Here is a 21,017-nt window from a genome sequence, read left to right as displayed (position 1 = left end):
ATTTTGTTATCTGTATAATGTGAAATGTCCAACAAACTCTCTAGGATCTTTCGGATCATTTAGTTTAAGAACGTACCAGTAATCACCTGTTGGCAATTCGTCTCCATGGTATCTACCGTCCCATTTTTCACCTACATGGTATTTCGCTACTACTCTACCATATCTGTCATAAATATCGAACGTTAGTTCTTTGTATGCTAATGCACCACAATCTGGACCAATTGTATCATTTTGTCCGTCACCATTTGGTGTAAAGAAGTTTGGCAAGCAGAAGTCATAGAATATTCCATTAACATCGATTGTTGCCTCACAACCATTTTTGTCTCTCACGATCACTTTATAAATACCTGTTTTGTAGATTCTATAAGTGTTAGATGAAGAGAATGATTCACCATTGAAACTATACTCGTAAGGAGCAACACCACCAGAAGCTTTCACTACGATCATGTTGATGTCTTTACTTTGATTAGTTACATCAATTAAACTTACTGGGTCAACTGCGTTCACATCAAAAATTGCAGTTGGCACTTCACATCCGTTAGTATGTCTTGCTACAATGAAGTGGCTTCCTGGAGCAACATTTGTAAAGACATTACTTGGTTGGAATGTTCCATTATTGTCAAGTGAGTAATCAACATCAGCTGGATTTGTAATTGAAGCATCAATTGTTACTACTACCATATTAGCTTGAGCATTGTTCACACAGTCATAAGTTACTTCAGCCGTTGGGTTTAGAATTACTGCACTTGGCATGTTTTCTACAAACTGAACTGTACATCCTTCTGCATCTTTCACATAAACTGTATGTGTTCCACCAGCAAGATTTGTGAAATCAAATATTGTCTGAGTTGCTCCACCTACTGTAAATGGTCCATTTTCATTATCTAAACTTACGCTGTATGGTAATGTACCACCTTTAACTTCAATACTGAATGCACCGTCTTTGTCTCCGTCACAAACTTCAGGAATCATAGAGTTTGGAACTTCAGTTATAATAACTGGATTAGGCTGTGTAATTTCAATATCTGCTCTTACATAACATCCATTTTCATCTTGAGCAATTACGATATAAGTTCCTGGAGCAAGTCTATCGTATGTTGATTTAGAATCAAACTGATTTAAGTCTGGTGAAATCGCATACTTGATAACTCCTGTTCCTCCTGTTGCTGTAATAACAATTTTACCATTGTTTTCACCGAAACATGAAACATTCGTTGCATCGAAACTAGCTTGTAAAGCAACTGGCGGTTCATTGATTGTAATTGTTGCTGACGCATCGTTACAATCTCCACTTACTACTTTTACAACGTAATCTCCAATTACTAAGTTATCGAATGTACCGCTTGCTTGTGGACCTTGAACGATAACACCTGCTGTATTTTCTAAAGTGTAAACATAGTTTCCTAATCCACCTTTAGCTTCAGCTACAATAACTCCTGTTGCTTCTCCTGTACATTTTACAACTGCATTTGTAACATCCACATCAATATCAAGTGGCTCTAATGCGTCGATCGCGATTTCATTTGAAACAATTCCAACACATCCAGCAGCATCTTTCACATAGTAGCTGTATTTACCAACAGCAACTGGGAAAGTAACTGATGAAGCGAATGAACCTATTGTTGTTGCAAAATTAGCATCTGTACTATAAGTATATGGAGCTGTTCCACCTACTGCGCTTAATGTTAATGTTGCTTGAGTTAAACAAGTTTGTGAAGTTGCTTCAACTAAACTTGGAACTACCTCTGTTGGTTCACTGATTACAATATTTGTTGATGTTGCTGAACAACTGAATCCGTCTGTAACTGTTATACTATATGTTCCAGCTCCTAATCCTGTGAAAATTGGACTAGTTTGTGGTCCAGAAGAAATTACTGGATTAGCTGATTCAATATTTAAAGTATACATGTAGTTACTTCCTTGTCCGCCTGTTGGAGGATCTACAGTAATTACAGCAGATTTATCTCCGTAACAAGTTAACATTGTTGCACTTGCTGTTGCATTAATCACAATTGGAGCAGGAACAACTAATACTTCTGTTGCTGTATCAATACATCCTACATTATCTCTAACATTGATTGTATAAGTTCCTGCAGATAATCCAGGGAATACAGATTGTTGAGAGTAATCTACTAAGATTGTTCCGTTCAATACCAATTGATATTCGTATTTATTATCCCAACCACCTGCAGCAGATGCTGAGATTTCACCGTCACTATTACCTGCAGCACAAGTAATATCTGATTTAGTAGTTGTCAATTCTAACTCTACTGCTGGCTGCTCTATTGTAAACAGAGTAGTTACAGTACAGAATGGATTGTTAACCAATGTTGCAGTAACTGTGTACTGACCTGCAGTTAAATTAGAAATTCTAAGTGGACCTGCATTTGTTGTTGTTCCATTACTTGGAACTGGACCAGTAATTACATAGTTGAATGCACCTGCATCATTTGTTGGGTTCAATTGATTATCAACAAAAGTTAAATCAACGCTTCCGTTAGCAGCACCGTAACAAATTTGTCCGTTTACTGTTACTGCTTTAATATCGAAAGTATTAGGATTATTAACATAATGTACTGATTGAATTGAACAACCTGTCGCTGGGTTATTAACTGTAATTAGATACTCTCCTATTGTTAATCCTGTGAATACACCACTTGTATTTGTTTGAGTGAATGTATTTCCATTTGTACCTGTAACTGTATAGTTAAGAAGTACTGGAGTACCACCTGTTGATGTAACAGTAACTGTGATATCTTCGTTAGAAGTACAAGTTACAGCTGTATCTACATTTACATTTACAGCGTCTAAACTAATAAATGGAGTAATAACTGATGTTGCAGCAGTAGTTCCCATACATCCATTGTCATCGTAAACGTTTACAGTATAGCTTCCTCCTAAGAAATCAGCTTCAGTATATACGTTTTCAGCACCTTTTTGAACTACTACACCGTTTTTCAAGAACTCGTAGATTACAAAGTTTCCTGAACCACCTGTTACTGTAGCTACAGTAATCGTAGCATAAGCTGATGTATTTGTTCCAGTTGCGCAACCGTATTGTGCAATAATTGGAGCTGCTACTGTAATTACTGGGTTTTCGATAATTCTGATATCTTCAGAATCTTCACAACCTCTTCCAGATGTTACAGTCACTGTATAATCTCCCGCTTGAAGGTTTTCGAATACATTAAGTGTTTGAGCTGGTCTGTTTACCGCAACACCTAAAGCAGTCGTACCTGTTAATGTATAAGTGTAAACTGGATTATCATTTACACCTGCACTGCTTGGATCTAAAGTAGCAGTGATTGACGCATCTGATCCACCTTTACAAGAAACATTAGTTCCTTGTAATGCAAGTCCTGTTATCACTGTTGCTGGAGCAATTTCAACTGTTACTTGGAATGCACATCCTGTAACAACGTCTCTTACTCTTACAATGTGTGTACCTGGAGCAACATTATTGAATACTGCTGGTGTAGTATTTACAGAAACACCACCATCTAAAGTATATCTATAATTTGCTGTTGCAGAACCACCTGAAGCAGTTGCTGTAATCCTACCATTATTTAATGTACAGCTTGGAAGCGCATTTACAACAGTATTAAGTTGTAATGCTGGTGAAATAGTCACAGCTGCTGTCGCAGTTGCTGTACACGCATTCGCATCTCTTACAGTAATATCGTAAGTTCCTGCTTTATTTACTGTAAATGTTGGGCTAGATTGGAATCCGCTTCCGATGCTATACTCATAAGGTGCAACACCTGAACCAACGCTAACAGTAAATGTATATTCACCTGCTGCTGTTGGACATTGGCTTGTCACGTTAGCAGTAATTGCACTTGGCAATGGATCCATCACAATTGTAATTGGAATAAATGTTTCACAATTATTAGAATCGATAACATAAGCTCTCCAAGCTGTATTTACTGCTGGATCTAATATCACATTATTGTTATTAGAATAATCAGCAGCTGTTGGAGTTCCAGTTCCTGCGATAAATGCATATCTGTAATTTGGAGTTCCACCTGCAGCAGTTACGCTTACTTTTGCACCTGAATTACAATTTGCATGAACATTTACTGTTTCAGTTAATGCTAATACTGATGGTTGACCAACAGTTACTGAAGCACTAGCTTTACAGTTTGTTACTTGATCTGTAACTTCAATTGTATAATTACCGATTGGTAAATTAGTTAAAGTTACAACTTTTCCTACTTGTGTAATAGTTCCAGTAGTTGGACCACCGATTAATGCAGCAGTATATGTTGTACCAAAATTATTCACGTCAAATTTCACAGAACCATTTGCACCGCCATTACAGCTAACATCATTAACTAATTGACCAGCAATTGTAATGTTAACTAATGGTTTAACAGTGTAATATTCTTGGTCTTTACATCCGTTAGCATCTGTTACTTGGAATAAGTATGTACCTGCATCAAGTAATGTAAACACACCACTAGCAGCTCCCGAAGTATTTGTTATTGCACTTGCTGGAGAAAGAATCTCGAAATGCAATGGACCAACTCCGTTTGTAACATTTACAGTTACTGTACTAGTTGTATTAGCTGTCGGAGCACAATAAATATCGGTTCCGTTAATTGTACTAATCGTTGGAGGATTCAATGCAGGGATAGTTACACTAACTGGTACTGCAATGATACAGTTGTTAGCATCTTTTACGTAAGCTGTAACTGTTCCTGAGTTATAAGTAGTGAACGTATTTGTTGCACTGTAATTTGCTCCTCCGTTGAAGCTATATTGGTAAGGAGCTGTTCCTGTTCCTGTAGTTACATTTACTGTAACAACTGCTGGTTGAGTAGCATTTCCTGTTCCACATGTTAAGCTTTGTGTCAATACCGCTGTCGCTGCAAGAGCCAATGGCTGAGTAATCGTAGCTGTTACAATTACTGACGTACATTGTTTCGCATCGCGAACCTCAATGTTATAAGTTCCTGCTGTTAAGCCTGTAAAGATATTTGAACTTTGGTAAGTACCTCCGTTAATTCTGTATTGGTATGGTAAAATACCATTAGCAGCTGTAACGATAATGCTTCCATTGTTTCCTCCAATACAGCTCACATTTGTTTGTGTGAATGTTGCTGATGGAGTTGTTGTTGGTGTAACTATTACTGGAATAGATACTGCCTGACATCCTTGACTGTCTGTTACTCTGAAAGTGTAAGTTCCAGCTGCAGTTGCAGTGTAAGGTGATGTTGCAGGGAAATATCCTCCTCCGTTATAATCAACCTCGAAACCAGCGTAAGTTAAAGTTCCTTGAGTTGCCAATAATGTAATCGTAGCTGATCCTGCACAAGTTAAATCTTGTGTTAAAATAGCTTGTAATAACAATTCTTGACGTAAAGTGTAAGGAGACTCAACAATACATCCGTTTGCGTCTTTAATATAGAATTTATAGTTACCTGGCGCATTCAATACAAAGTTAGGACTAGATTGGTATCCGTTACCAATACTATAAGTAAAAGGCGTAACACCTGTTCCTGTAATAGTAATTGGAACTGGAGCTCCTGCGTAGCAATACAATCCAGCTGATGAATTGATTGTTGGACGCGGATCAGTATCAATTGTGATATCCAATTTAGCAACACATCCGTTAGCATCAATTACATAAGCATCCCACTGAGTATTTGTATTTGGATCTAGTACTGCATTTGAAGCAGTATCGTAATCTAATGGATTTGGTGTAACTCCATCCTCAACAAATTGGTATTTGTAATTTGGAGTTCCGCCTGCAGCAGCAACTGAAACTTTCGCTCCAAAATTACAGTTTGCATTTACGTTTGTTACTGGATTAAGAACTAATGCTGTTGGTTGCGTAACTGTTATAGAAGCAGTTGCTATACATCCCGTTGTATTGTCTACTACTCTTACTGTATAAGTTCCAGGAACAAGACCTGTAACATCAACAGTATTTCCTGTTTGAACAAGTGTACCTGTACCTGCTGTTAATGCAGCTGTGTAGCTTGTTCCATAATTAGCAACTGTGAATTTCACAGCACCGTTTGATTCTCCGTTACAAACAACATTGCTTACTAATTGTCCTGCAATTGTAATGTTTGTCACTGGAAGTACTGTATATGATTCTTTATAAGTACAACCGTTTGCATCTGTTACTTGGAACAAGTAAGTATCTGGCGCTAAACCTGCAAACACATTAGAATTTTGTTTAGCCACAGCAACTGGAGAAAGAATCTCATATTGAAGTCCTCCAATTCCATTTGTTACACTATTAATAGTCACAGTACTTGTTGTTCTAGCAATAGGTGAACAATAAACTGGTGTACCAGTAATGTCCATATCTGTTGGAGGGTTCAATGCAGGTACAATTACATCAACTGGCACCGCAATGATACAGTTGTTAGCATCTTTTACGTATGCTGTAACTGTTCCTGAGTTGTAAGTAGTGAATGTATTTGTTCCACTGTAGTTTGTTCCTCCATTGAAGCTATATTGGTAAGGAGATGTTCCTGTTCCTGCAGTCACATTTACTGTAACAATTGCTGGTTGAGTAGCATTTCCTGTTCCGCATGTTAAGCTTTGTGTCAATACACCTGTAGCTGCAAGAGCTGTTGGTTGAGTAATCGTAGCTGTTACAATTACTGACGTACATTGTTTAGCGTCACGAATCTCAATATTATAAGTTCCAGCTATTAAGCCTGTAAATATGTTTGAGCTTTGGTAAGTACCTCCGTTAATTCTGTATTGGTATGGTAAAATACCATCTGCAGCAGTAACGATAATGCTTCCATCATTTCCTCCAATACAGCTCACATTTGTTTGTGTGAATGTTGCCGTTGGAGTTGTTGTTGGTGTAACTACTACTGGAATAGATACTGCCTGACATCCTTGACTGTCTGTTACTCTGAAAGTGTAAGTTCCAGCTGCAATTGCAGTGTAAGGTGACGTTACAGGATTATATCCTCCACCGTTATAGTCAACTTCATATCCTCCTGTGTAAGAATTTGTTCCTTGAGTTGCTAAGAATGTAATCGTAGCTGATCCTGCACAAGTTAAATCTTGTGTTAAAGTAGCTTGTAATAACAACTCTTGGTTTAATGTATACGGAGCTTCAACGATACATCCGTTTGCGTCTTTAACATAGAATTTATAGTTGCCTGGCGCATTCAATACAAAGTTAGGGCTAGACTGGTATCCGTTACCAATACTATACATTAGAGGTGCAACACCCGATCCTGAAATAGTGATTGGAACTGGCCCGCCTGAGTAGCAATAAACTGATGCTGTCAAATCAATAGCTGGAAGTGGATCAGTATCAATTGTGATATCCAATTTAGTTTCACATCCGTTAGCATCAATTACATAAGCATCCCACTGAGTATTTACTGTTGGATCTAATACTGCATTTGAAGCAGTACCGTAATCTGCTGGATCTGGTGTAACTCCATCCTCAACAAATTGGTATTTGTAATTTGGAGTTCCGCCTGCAGCAGCAACTGAAACTTTTGCACCAAAATTACAGTTTGCATTTATGTTAGTTACTGGATTAAGAACTAACGCTGTTGGTTGAGCAACTGTTACAGAAGCAAATGCCGTACATCCTGTAGTATTATCTGTAACTGTTACTGTATAAGTTCCAGGAACAAGACCTGTAACATCAACAGTATTTCCTGTCTGAACAAGTGTACCTGTACCTGCTGTTAAGGCAGCTGTATAGCTTGTTCCGTAATTAGCAACTGTGAATTTCACAGCACCGTTTGATTCTCCGTTACAAACCACATTGCTTACTAATTGTCCAGCAATTGTAATGTTTGTTACTGGATCAACAGTATATGATTTTTGATCTTTACATCCGTTTGCGTCTGTTACTTCAAATAAATAAGTAGCAGGAGCTAACATCGTGAATATACCTGAAGCTGCACCAGAAACATTTGAAGTTGCACTTGCAGGAGATAAGATCGTGTACGTTAATGAACCAACTCCATTTGTAGCGGTAACAGTAACTGTACTTGTTGTATTAGCAGCAGGTGCACAATAAACTGGCGTACCTGTGATAGTTGTTATTGTAGGTGGATTTAATGCCGGAACATCAACTCCGTCTACTAAAGTATAGATACATCCTTTAGCATCTTTTACTAAAACATCAAATGTTGTACCTACGTAAGTTTCAAATGTATTTGAACTTGTATAAGTCGTTCCATTATCAAAACTGTATAAGTATGGAGAAGTTCCGTCCACACCTGTAACAGTTACAACCGCTTTACTTGGCACATTTCCTGTATTACAAACTAATGCTGTTGTAATCGTAGAACTAGCAGATAAAGCTGTTGGTTGAGTTATTGTAATTGCTGCACTTGGGAAAATACAAGATTTAGCATCTCTAACAGTAATAATGTATGAAGTACCCGCAGATAATCCAGTAAATACATTTGATGTTTGGAATGTTCCTCCATTTAATTGGTATTGGTAAGGACCAACTCCTGAAGTTACATTTACAGTAATTGTTCCGTCTGTACCTAAATTACAGCTTACATGTGTCTGAGCAGTTGTAAACACAGTATTTGGAAGAGGGTCTAATGTAAATGTTGCAGTAGCTTGACAAGCTGTTGGCAATTTATCATCGCTTACTCTGAAAATATAATTTCCTAATACACTTGTTGTAAGCACATTTGATGTCATAGTAATATAACTTCCTCCACCATTTGTAGAATACTCATAAGTATAATTTGTATTGTAGCCTCCTGTAGCAGTTAAAGTAATTTGTGCAGCTGGACTCGCTGTACAATCCAATTCTTTTGTTAATTCCACACTTAACTGTAACTGTGGTTTAACTTCGTAAGTAGTGGTTGCAGTACAGCCATTACCATCTTTAATAACTAAAGTATAAGTACCTGGAGCATTATACGTAAAGTCAGGGCTTGTTTGGAAAGTGCTTCCATTTACACTGTAAGTAGCAGCTCCACCAATAGTAAGATCTACATTTCCACCAACAGTTATTATAAATGGATTACCATCGTAACAAATTTCTGCTGGAGCAGTAATCGTTGGGTCTGTATATTTATCCAATGTAACTGCAGCAGACTTAATACAACCATAAGCATCTTTTGCATAGGCAACATAGTTTCCAGCATTTCTGTTAAATGTATTAGCAGAAGCCCATCCAGCAGTTAATGCTGTAGGTGCAGGATCTGTATCTAATAATAATAAATAAGTGTATGGGCCTGTACCGTCTTTAGCTACAGCTGTAATAATTCCTGAATTCGCATTACAGTTTGCCTTTTTAGAAACTGAAGCTGTAACTGACAATTCAACTGGAGACTCTTCAATGTTAAAGTTTGCAGAAGAAATTCCACATCCTACATTACTTCCAGAAGTTTCACTTACCAATACATAGTAACTTCCAACAGGTAGTGGTGTAGCAGCAGCTAAATTAATAACTGCAGATCCTCCAGCTGCTATTGTTCTTGTACCTGTATTTCCAGTTGAAACATTTGTAAATGCATTAATAATATCATAAGAAATATCTACTGATGTTGCATAAGTGTTTCTAACTGTAAAACTTACGTTCCCATCATTTGCACCTGTACACGTAATGTTTCTAGGAACAAAAGTATCAAGTACTAAAGTTGAACTAGTTGGAATTGGTCCGTTAGATGATTGGAAATAATAACAACGAGTATCTTCATCATAAACAATGAATGAATATGTTTTTCCAGGAGTAAGTCCTGTAAAAGTAGTTGTTTTACTGTTCGCTGGAATTTCTCCCTGCCATCCACCAACACCATCAGCAGTCCAAACTTGACCAGGACCATTATAGATGTTAAAATGGAATGGACCATTTCCTGCGAAAGCAGATAAAATACGAACTGTTGCTTGACCACCCGCACAATTTGCAGTTACATCAACTTGAATATCAAGTTCATTAACTGGAGCAGCAATCAATACATTTGAAATTTGTGCTGTACATCCATTTTGATCTACAACTCTAATTTGGTATAATCCAAAATCAACTACTTCAAAAACAGCACTTCCTCCTGATTGTCCTGTAATTGATTTATTATAATTGTTGATTCCTGTTACATAATAATCATAAAGAGGTGTTCCTCCCACTACTGAATTAATAGTAATTGTTCCTTGAGTAATTCCAGAACCATTACATCTTAAAGGTGTTGTTGCGTAATCAATTACAATAGGATCAGGTTGGGTGATTGTTATTGGGAATGTATCAGTACATCCTTTTGCATCAGTAATTGTAATTACATAATCACCAGCTGCTAATCCAGAAGTTTGTTGTCCGTAATCAACGCCTGTAGTTGTATTTAAAACAGTATATACAAATGGAGCTTGTCCTTTTGAATTGTCAATAGCAATAGAAATTGCTCCCGAATTATCTCCATTACAGCTAATAACCTGAGTTTGTGTTACACCAGTAATATCTGGAAATACTGGAGCTGTTATAACAACGGTAGCAGTTGCTGGACAACCATTTCCATCAGTAACAGTAAATGTGTAAGTTCCTGCTGTATTTGTTGTAAATACATTTCCTGCGAAAGTTCCTGTATTTGGAGAACTAGTGTAAGTATATGTTCCATTTCCTCCACCAGCAGTTAGAGTAACTTGAGCTGCAGTTGGTGCGCTACAAGTTATATCTTTATTCAACACTGCTGAAAGTGTCAATTTAGTATCAACGATAACGACATTACTATTTGCAGTACATCCGTTACCATCTTTAATTCTTACTGTGTAATTTCCAGGTGTAGTAATTACAAAAGTATTACCTGCCTGATAAGATGCACCGTTATTTATGCTATAAGATAAAGGCGCAACAAGACCTGCTCCTGGTGTAGCAGTAATAGTGTAGCTACCTACACCAAAACACTGACCTGTAGCAGAAGCTGTAACTGTAGGAACAGCATCTCTTGCAATTGTAACATCTAATTTGAATGTACAATTATTTGCATCAATAATATAAACATCCCAGTTTAAGTTAACCGCTGGATCTAAGTTTGCTTTATTATTATTTGAATATGTTCCAACTGCAGCACCGTCTTGTACAAATGAATATCTGTAAACTGGTGTTCCTCCAGTTGCAGTAACTGTAACTTCAGAAGTACCAACAAAACAGTTAGCATTTACAGTAGCGTATGTTGCTGCTAAAGCCGCTGCTGGCTCGTTGATTGTAATTGAAGCCGGAGCTGTACAACCTGTAACTTCATCAGTTACTACGATTGCATAAGTACCAGCAGTTAAGTTTGATAATGTAACTGTAGCAGTATTAACAGCTGTTACAGGTGTTCCACCATTAACTGTATAAGAATAAGTAGAACCAAAACCAGCAACATTTAATCTGATAGATCCTGTGTTACCACCATTACATAATACATCGCTTAATTTATTAGCTGTAAGAGTAATTGGTGTTACTGGCTTAACAGTATATGATTCTGTATAATAACATCCGTTTGCGTCTGTAACTTTAAACATGTAAGTTCCAGGAGCAAGATTTGCGAAAGCATTTGATGTTTGTTTTGCAATAATTACTGGAGACGGAGCAATTGTTTCATATTGTAATCCACCTACTCCGTTTACAGCTGTTAAAGTAACAGTTGTTGTAGTTGCAGTACATGTTACTGCTGGAGAAGCAAAAGTTAAATCTGTTGGAGGATTTAATTTTAATAAAGTTCCAGAACCTGTTACAGGACATCCTTTTGCATCTCTAACTGCGTATGTAAATGCTTGATCCGTTCCGTTGTCATTTAATGTTAATACATTATTTGAGCTATAACCACTTCCGTTGAAGCTGTATTGATATGGTGCAGTACCAGTTCCTGCAGTTACATTGATCGTAACTGTTCCTGCCACTTTTCCGTTTGAAGTGTTACAAGAGAATGGCACTGTAGCAATTGTAGCTACTAAAGTAGCTGGCTGAGTAATAGTCACAGCCACTGAACCTGTACATCCTTTGCTATCTTTAACATAGAATGTATAAGAACCAGCTGCTAATCCTGCAAATGTTGGACTAGCTGTGAAACCTGTTGTAGCATTGTTGCTATAAGTAAATCCGCCAGATCCGCCAGCACCTGTTAAAGTAACTGATCCATCTGAAGCTCCATTACAGCTAGCGTTTGTTTGAACCGCTGTAACAGTTGGATTTGTAATTGGATCAACTGTAACTACAGCTGTTTTTTGACATCCGTTAGCATCTGTAATTACAAATGTATAAGTATCTGCATTAGCAGGAGTAACTGAATAAGTAAATGTAGGGCCTGAAATTGGAGCGCTTGCTGCACTTGGAGTACCAGATCCTTTTTTCGTTGTATAAGTATATGGTGCTCTACCTCCTGTAATTGTAACTGTAATAGTTGCATTTGGAGTAGAAGTACAATCTAATTCTTTACTAACTGTACCAGCTGCTGTTAATTGAGGATAAACTGTTGTTGCTGTTGTAGCAGCTACGATACAGTTGTTTTTATCTTTCACATAAACTGTGTAAGTTCCTGCAGCAACTGTAAATGTATTACTTGCTTGGAAAGCACCAGTTGGGCCGTTAATTCCATAAGATAATGGAGCAAGACCAGTCGCTGTTGCTGTAATAGTAAATGTACTTCCTGAACCTGCACATTGGTTGTTTACTGTTACGTTAGTAATTGCTGGCAATGCATCTACAACTACTGTAACAGAAGTTTTAGTTGTACAACCATTTGCATCTTTTACATAAACATCCCAACCTAAATTAGCTCCAGAATTTGTATCAACTGTCAATACATTACTATTTACATATGCAGATGTTGGAACAGTTGATGGGCTTTGCGCGTAAGCGTAAGTATAATTTGGTGTACCACCTGCGGCAGTAACCGTGATTTGCGCATTATCATTATTACAATTTACATTTGTAGAAACTGCTGTTGCAGATAAAGCTACAGCTGGCTCATCAATAGTGATGCTTGCTGTGTTTGTACAACCTGTTGCAGTATCTGTTACTTGAACTGTATATGTTCCTGTAGCAACATTAGATAATGTCAGTGTGTTTCCTGATTTTGTAAGCGTACCTGATCCTAATGTTCCTGCTGTTAAAGTGAATGTATAAGCACCCACTGTAGCATTTCCAGATACTGTATAAGTACCAGATCCTGTAGCGCCTCCTTTACAAAGAGCGTCGCTTGTTTTATTTCCAACAACTGTAATAGGTGTTACTGGACTTACAACATAAGGCTCTGTATAATAACATCCGTTTGCATCTGTTACTCTGAAAGTGTAAGATCCAGGAGCAAGATTTGCGAAAGCATTTGATGATTGTTTTACAATAATTGCAGTAGACGGAGCAATTGTTTCATATTGTAATGTACCAACTCCGTTTACAGCTGTTAAAGTAACAGTTGTTGTAGTTGCAGTACATGTTACTGCTGGAGAAGCAAAAGTTAAATCTGTTGGAGGATTTAATTTTAATAAAGTTCCAGAACCTGTTACAGGACATCCTTTTGCATCTCTAACTGCGTATGTAAATGCTTGATCAGCTCCGTTGTCATTTAATGTTAATACATTATTTGAACTATAACCGCTTCCATTGAAACTGTATTCATATGGTGCAGTACCTGTTCCTGCAGTAACATTAATTGTAACTGTTCCTGCCACTTTTCCGTTTGAAGTGTTACAAGAGAATGGCACTGTAGCAATTGTAGCCGCTAAAGTAGCTGGCTGAGTAATAGTCACAGCCACTGAACCTGTACATCCTTTGCTATCTTTAACATAGAAGGTATAAGAACCAGCTGCTAATCCTGCAAATGTTGGATCAGCTGTGAAACCTGTTGTAGCATTGTTGCTATAAGTAAATCCTCCAGATCCACCTGCACCTGTTAAAGTAACAGATCCGTCTGAAGCTCCATTACAGCTAGCATTTGTTTGAACCGCTGTAACAGTTGGATTTGTAATAGGATCTACTTTTGTTACTGCTGTACTTTGACATCCGTTAGCATCTGTCACTACGAAAGTATAAGTATCTGCATTTGCAGGAGTAACTGAATAAGTAAATGTTGGACCAGCAATTGAAGCACTTGGAGCGCTTGCAGTACCAGATCCTTTTTTCGTTGTATAAGTATATGGTGCTCTACCTCCTGTAATTGTAACTGTAATAGTTGCATTTGGAGTAGAAGTACAATCTAATTCTTTTGTAACACCACCTACAGTAGTCAACTGTGGGTAAATAGTAAGTGCTGTAGCTGTAGTAGCTGTACAGTTATTTTTGTCTCTTACTGTTACAGTGTAAGTTCCAGCTGGAACATTAAATACATTTGAAGTCTGGAAAGAAGTTCCATCAATACTATACATTAAAGGAGCTAAACCTGTTCCTGTTGCTGTAATAGTAAATGAATTTCCAGAAGCCGAACATTGATTTCCGTTTGTAGCTGTAACCGTTGGAAGATTATCTTTAGCAACAGTAACGGCATTTTTAGCAATACATCCGTTAGTGTCTTTTACATAAACATCCCAAACTAAATCTGCACCAGAATTAGTATCTACAGTAACTACATTACTTGCATCGTAAACTGTTGGAGCTGTTGCTCCAGATTTTACCGCTGCGTATGTGTAATTTGGTGTACCACCAGTTGCAGTAACAGTAATTTGTGAATTATCATTGTTACAATTAACATTGCTTGCAACAGCTGTAAATGTTACAGCATTTGCAGGCTCTCCAATAACAATACTTGCTGTAGCAGTACAACCTGTTGCAGAATCTGTTATTCTAACAGTATATGTTCCAGCAACAACATTAGATAATGTTAATGTGTTTCCTGATTTAGTAAGCGTACCTGATCCTAATGTTCCTGCAGTTAATGTAAATGTGTAAGCACCTGCTGTCGCATTTCCAGATACTGTATAAGTACCAGATCCAGTTGCTCCTCCTTTACAAAGAGCGTCGCTTGTTTTATTTCCAACTACTGCAATAGGAGTTACTGCATTAATTGTATATGGTTTTTCGAAATAACATCCATTTGCATCTGTAACTCTGAAATTATAAGTTCCAGCTGCTAATCCTGAAAACACTCCAGTAGTATTAGTAGCTACAGAAGCAGTTGGTGATGTAATTGCGTATGTTAATGTTCCTACTCCATTTGTAGCAGTTGCTGTAACAGTCGTTGTTGTAGCTGTACATGTTACTGCATTTGCGCTAAATGTAATATCAGTAGGAGGATTTAATCTATTTATTGTAATAGTTTGAACAGGAGTTTTACAACCCTGAGCATCACTAACTACGTAAGAAATCGTCTGATTTGTTCCATTATCAGTAACCGTTAATGTACGTGTACTTGTAAAAGTTGTTCCACCGTCAAAACTATATTGATAAGGAGATGTTCCTGTTGTAGGAACTGCAATAGTAACAGTTGCAGATTGCTTAACATTTGATGAATTACAAGAAAATGCCGTCGCAGATGCAGTAGCTGTTAATGTTGTAGGTTGGCTAATAGTAATACTTCCAACTGCAGAAGTACATGTACCACTATCCATAACTCTATAATTGTAAGTTCCAGCAGCTAAACCTGTGTAACTTGTTTGAGTAGTATATGTAGTTGGAACTGGTATAGTTGTACTATTGTAGAACAAATATGTATAAGTCCCTGATCCACCAACAGCAGTTAATTCTACAGAACCTGTTGAAGCACCATTACATGTAGCATCAACTTTAGTTGCTGTTACAGTAGGGTTTGAACGAGCGCTAATTGTAGCACTTGTAGTTGTAACACATCCTTTAGAATCTGTAATTTCAAAAGTATATGTACCTGTATTTGTTGCTGTATAAACAAATGAATTACCTGTTACATTATTTGGAGAACCATAATTCCCATTTCTCTTCACTTTATATGTGAAAGCACTTGTTCCTCCTGTAATTGTAACCGTAATTTGAGCATTTGGAGAACTTGTACAATCTATTACTTTAGTAACCGCTGCAGTAGCTTGCAATTCTGGCGCAATTACAATATTGCTTATCGTAGCAGTACAATTATTGCTGTCAGTTACTACAACATTGTGTGTACCAGGACCAACATTTGTAAATCTATTAGAAGTTTGCGCCGCACCACCATCTAAACTATAAGTTAATGTTCCAGTACCTGTAGCAGTAACAACAAGAGTTGACTGATTAGTTGAATCGTAACATAAATCAGAACTTGCCGCCAATGTAGCTGTTGGTACAGTTGGAGACGAAATGTTAACAGTTGCTGAAGCTGGAGAAGTACAAGCATTTGTATCTTTTACTACAACTGTATACGTTCCCGTTGCAACATTTGTAAAGACATTTGATGTCTGGAATGGAACTACAACTGTAGTTCCGTTTGATCCTCTTAATTCGTATTGGTAACTAGGTGTTCCTCCTGTTACAGTAGCTGTAATAGAAGCACCATTCGAACAAGTAGGCTGAGCTGTAACACGAGCTGTAACAGCCAATGCTGCAGGAGCAGTAATTACTTGAGAGAATGGGAAAGTACAAGTTGAAGATGATGCATCAAAACGAACTTTGATAGCATATGTTTTGTTAGTTAATCCAGTAGCAGTAACTGGAGAAACTTTAGAATTTACCCATGTAGCTCCATTATCTAATGAATAATCGAAACCGTAAGGAAGATTAAAATTCTGAGCCGCTATTGTGATTTCTCCATTATTAGATCCAGCACAAGTAAGGTTTTTAAATCCTGTGATTGACGCGCTGAAAGCTTTATTGCTATCAATTACGATTGGGAAATCTTTTTGGCTAATACATGATTTAGGAATTTGACGAACCCAGATATCATCAATAACGATATCATTTCCGCCATATTCTATACTTCCAGAACGAATTCTAAATGTTAGATTAGTATTATTTCCTGGATTTAACGAAATGTTAATTGGAACCCATTTAGTTCTGTTTGGATCATTTGCCGCTTCAGCAATTTTTCCTGTATCTTGAGTAGCTACAACCTGTCCAGCAGAATTCACTAATTCAAATCGAACTATAGGAGCTGCACCAGTAACACCGGCATTTAATAAATTGGCAACATATAAATCAACCATTACCGGCTGATTTGGTATAACATCAACAATTGGTTTACTATATAAAACTCCGTAATTTCCAGCTGCTGCTCCAATATTTACTAATAAATATCTTCCGTTTGCATCGGCTCCATTTGTAGTATGGTCTGTAAAGTGGTACCATGCAGTGTCATTTCTCCAGAAGAAACTTGTAACAGAATATTGGTTATCCTCTACAGAACGTGTTGGAGTTCCATTTAAAGAACAAGTATAAGGAGGGTTCACTCTTTGGTCATTGAAGCAATATGCTGCTGCAATACCAGGAGTAGTTGTAGTTCCACCTGAACCAAAATCTTCAAGTAATAAATTACTATAAGTTGGAACAGAAACTAAATTATATTTTACTGAAATAGTATGAGACCCTGAAGGAACATTCACAAAAACATTAGATGGTGTATTTGTATTTAATACATTATCTAAATAATATTCATAAGAATAATTTGTACCTCCACCACTTGTAACTGTTACTGTACTTGTAGCTGTACCGTTACAATTATAAACTGGAGCGCCAACAGCTATTGTTGGATCTGCTGGTCTTGGATCTAAAATAACACCTGGCATGCTGTAGATACAGCCTTTAGCATCTTTGATATAAAGAGTATATGTTCCAGGTGCAACATATGCCTCATTTGAAGTAATGTAAGTATTACCTCCATCGAAGCTATAAGTATAAGGTGCAGTTCCTCCTTGAGGATTAGTAATACGTACTTTACCATATCCGTTACCAGAAGGATCACAACCTGCTAATTCAGCAACACCTGCTGATGCTGATAGAGAATTTGCTGGAGCTGTAATTGTTATTGAAGTAGCTGGATCTGTACATGTTGTACCTGCCATAGTATATCTCACTACAACATTATAAGTACCTGCTGCTACGTTAGAGAATACTGGATTACTGCTAAATGTTGCGCCATTGTCTTTACTATATTCTAAAGTATAGCCATTAGCATTGGTTACATTTACAGTAATTTGAGAAGTGCCTCCACTACAATAAATTTCTGAAGCCGTAACAGTATAAGTTGGTTTTGGATTTGCAGTAACTGTGATAGATGTTGTACCGCTACAGTTGTTAGCGTCAACAACTCTAATATCATATTTACCAGCCGCTGCTACATCAATATCATTTGTTGTTTGGAATGATGTAGATCCGTTTATAAAATAATAATAAGGAGCAGTTCCTCCAGTTGCTGTTACAACAATTTTTCCGTTAGAACAAGCTGTCAACGGAACAGTTAAAGCTGCCGTTACATTCAAGCCAGCTGGAACTGGATTTACTGTTACTTGTACAGTTTTATCACAAGCCGGTGCAGGAGTAGATCCTACAGCACCATTCGTTACTCTTACGCTGTAAACGCCTGAAGATAAATTTGCAAAAGTATAATCTGAATTTTGTGATGGGCCAAAACTGTTTACTAAAGTTCCTCCACTATTATAAATATAATAGTAATACTGAGGCTCAATATTTTCAGCTCCAACTTTTATACTTCCTTTATCAGTACTACATGTTGGTTGAGTTACCGAAGTACTAATGTTTAATTCTCTCGTTCTAATTAAAATACTTGGAACAGTAAAAATACAAGGATTAGTTGTTACACCAACTTGTCTAATATGAACCGTGTATGAGTTAGGAGAAGTAATAGGAAATACATTGCTAGTTTGATAAGCACTAAGTGTTCCATTAGGATCTGTACTTATTGCATATTCGTATCCAGCAGGAACTCCTCCAATAGTAATACTTCCTGGTGCACCACAGATAATATCTTTATGAGTTTCTGTTGGTGTTAAAGAGTTAGTATATACATTAAAGTAGAAACGAGTGAAACATCCTCCTGCATAATTTAATGTTACTCGAAATTGTCCTGCTTGATTTGCTGAATAATTAGGTCCACTTCCTACGCTTGACCAATTATTTTTACAAGCATCACTTTCATTAGCACAATTTTGGTTTGTAACTGGAAGACAAGCTCCTCCTTCAGTTAATTTCTCCCAAACGATACTAGTGGCATCCGAGATACTTAATGTAATTTGTTTAGATGCATTACCACCACATAAGAAAATGTTAGGTAATTTTTTTCCATCATTAGAACAAGTTACAACCTGATCAGCAAAAGGTATTATAGGATTTTCTACCGTAGTACCAAAACGCGTTACAACAAATGACTGATAAATTGATCTACATGGAGCAGCTGCCAAATTGTACACATAATAAGTACCAGGATTTTTTACATTTAATGTTTGTCCTTTTCCTATTTGTTGTGTTTGTGCTTCATCACTAAACCAAGTATAATCAGAATAACCACTTGCAGCAGTCAAATTAATACTATCACCACAAAGCGTAACATTGTCTGTATACTTACATCCGTCAACTCCAACTAAAAAGTTAGTTGCTTTTGGAACTAAGATACATCCTGTATTTGTGTTAACACTCGGGTCATCAGAAATTGTGAAAGCTGTATTCTGTGTTCCTTTGTAAGTTGCATACGCAGAGTTGTCAATACTATTAGAACAAGCCTCGCTCAAACTTTTACAATCTGGAACAACCTGAACTTTGAAACTAATTACTTTTTCAGGATCACCAACTTTAACTACACTATTATCTACCTTAAAAACAATATTTCTTGTAGCCGCATTATAACTTTGAACAGTTACTCCGGTTGGCAGAGAAACAATATCTGCAGGATAATTGAAAATAATGTTTATAGGCAGTTCGTCTCTAATGGTAAATGAAGTAGCGTTATCATTACCTGTATTTTTAAAACCAATTTCATAATTTAATTGTTGGCCCAATGTTACATTTTGTCCACCAATATTATTTCCTAACGCATCTTTTACAATTTTGGTTAAGACAATTTTTGGTTCAATAATCTCAACGTTAAAAGCATTAAAAAACAATCCGTAACCATCACCACTTGTGGTAAGTTTTAACGTAGCCGAAGTATCATTATTTTTAATGACACTACCTCCTGGATTTGCAGTCGTTGCCGGGTTGGGTACATTTAAAATACCTGCCTCAAAACCTAACGTATTTCCACTCGCAGGATTTCTATTTGTAAAAGGTCCATTAGTATCATTGATTGTACTATTGAAGAAGTTATTTACTAAACGCTCTGTAGTAGAAATATCTGTATTATTAATAGAATACTTATCACCCGTTAAGTTAACGTCACCCTCTAATGCCGCAAAAGCTAATTTTGCTTTTACAGTACCTGTAGGAATCGTTTTAAAACCTGAGATAGGATATGTTACAGCACCACTATTTGCCTGTATCCATCTGAAACCATCGAATGTTGTAATATATTTTGCAGAAGATTTTGGATCTTCATAAACAACAAACAAATTCCAACCTGCAGAAAAACCTCCATTAATTTTACCTCTAGCCGAAATAATATTCGCAACAGTATATTCACCTTCTGGATTTGCTAAGCCTTGCACTAATGATGTCAAATCATAATAGTATGCATAAGGCATTTGATCACCGTTTGAAGTAGAAGGATAATAATCATAAATCAGCTGACCTGTAATATCAGTATAAGCAGTCTGATTAGGCAATTTAACTTTAATCGATCCTAGATTACTTCTAGTAACCGTTTTATCATCAACAGATCCTTTACTGTAAATACCTGCCCAATAAAGCCCAGCATAAACAACTTTATAACACTCCCTGCTTGAACTAGGAACTGCCAATGTAGCCGAACTTGAACTGAAAGTACTGGCGTCATTATCGACGTCAATATATCCCATTGTAAGGTCATTGTTGTTTTGGTTTGTAGCATTAAAAGCATCATTTGGCCTCTCACCATCCTTATTATTATTTCTATTCAAAATGTTGTTACCAATCAAAAGCATATCTCCTTTTAAACTCGTATCAAAACGAGGGGTGAAATCCTTTTGAGCGTAAATAACAAAACTTTGAATACAAAGTAATACAGCTAAAACTAATTTTAAAGTAGTAGGTTTCTTCATGTTTCTATGGTTTCAAT

The 21,017-nt window shown here is 36.9% G+C and carries 1 protein-coding gene; it reads right to left on the bottom strand.

All coding sequences use genetic code 11. The features are described 5' to 3' along the window. Positions 1-6: 6 nt before the first annotated feature. Positions 7-21,000, bottom strand: a complete 20,994-nt coding sequence (locus V6624_RS10125) for a T9SS type B sorting domain-containing protein (protein WP_338841686.1) — start codon at positions 20,998-21,000, stop codon at positions 7-9. Between the last annotated feature and the right edge of the window lie 17 nt (positions 21,001-21,017).

The sequence above is a fragment of the Flavobacterium ginsenosidimutans genome (genome assembly GCF_037478105.1).
GTDB lineage: Bacteria > Bacteroidota > Bacteroidia > Flavobacteriales > Flavobacteriaceae > Flavobacterium > Flavobacterium ginsenosidimutans.
Note: the sequence above shows the minus strand (reverse complement) of the source record. Positions and strands in the feature narration are given on the sequence as shown.